The organism is Vibrio sp. R-1 (genome assembly GCF_035615595.1).
Lineage (GTDB): Bacteria > Pseudomonadota > Gammaproteobacteria > Enterobacterales > Vibrionaceae > Vibrio > Vibrio cholerae.
The window spans coordinates 1-751 of record NZ_WPDC01000252.1 but is presented as its reverse complement, the minus strand read 5'-3'; the positions used below and the strand labels follow the sequence as shown (position 1 = coordinate 751).

The window sequence follows — 751 nt, the reverse complement described above, 5'->3', positions numbered from 1 at the left end:
CCTTAGGCGGGCGTTAAATGACAGGAGGAATCTTGGATATATCAGATGCTACGGCAGTCGTTTCATTGGTGGTAGCGGCTTTGTCTGCTCTATATGCTCGTTGGGCCTGGTCTGAAGCTAAAAAAGCAAATCAGATCAGTTTACATCAGCATCAAAAAGCGATTTATGATGCATTTTTTGAGTTGAAAATGCATATGACTCAGAAATGGGATGGTGCGGAAACTTCAAGTGTAAGCAAGTTCTATTACCCGTCAAAGAATGCTGTTTTTTACTTTGATAAACCTCTTGCAGATGAAATTGCTAAATATTTCACTGTTTGCTTTCGCATATCAGATAGTAATAGAGGTAAAGTTACACCTGAAAAGCGTATCGAATTAATGGATAATGCCAGAGATGCTGATGAATTAGCACAGTCCATAGAGAAGCAATTAATTAAAGTAGTAACCGTCGTGTAAGTCATTTAACAAACGCTTTAAGGCGGATTCGCAACGCTTGGCGGTTTTGGTTTGCTTTGGCTTTTGTGTTTACGGTGCAGTAGTTGAGTTTCGTGGTAGCGTTGCTCACCACTTAAGCGGGCGTTAGCTTCTTAAAGCGAAAATCATCAAAATCTGGGTTTAATTGCTTTGAAAACTCAGCTTTTAGCATTCAAATGTCACAACTTGGCTTTCGAGTTTTCCTGATGCTAATTTGGTAGAACGTGTTGAAAGCTCAGCGATATCAAGTCGCTGAAAATCCACAAGCCCCGAAGCTT

The 751-nt window shown here is 40.3% G+C and carries 1 protein-coding gene; it reads left to right on the top strand.

The annotated features are described in order from the left end of the window. Window positions 1-17: 17 nt before the first annotated feature. Window positions 18-455 (top strand): hypothetical protein, encoded by a 438-nt coding sequence (locus GOU96_RS17930; RefSeq protein ID WP_108244019.1) that lies wholly within the window; start codon window positions 18-20, stop codon window positions 453-455. Window positions 456-751: the final 296 nt, after the last annotated feature.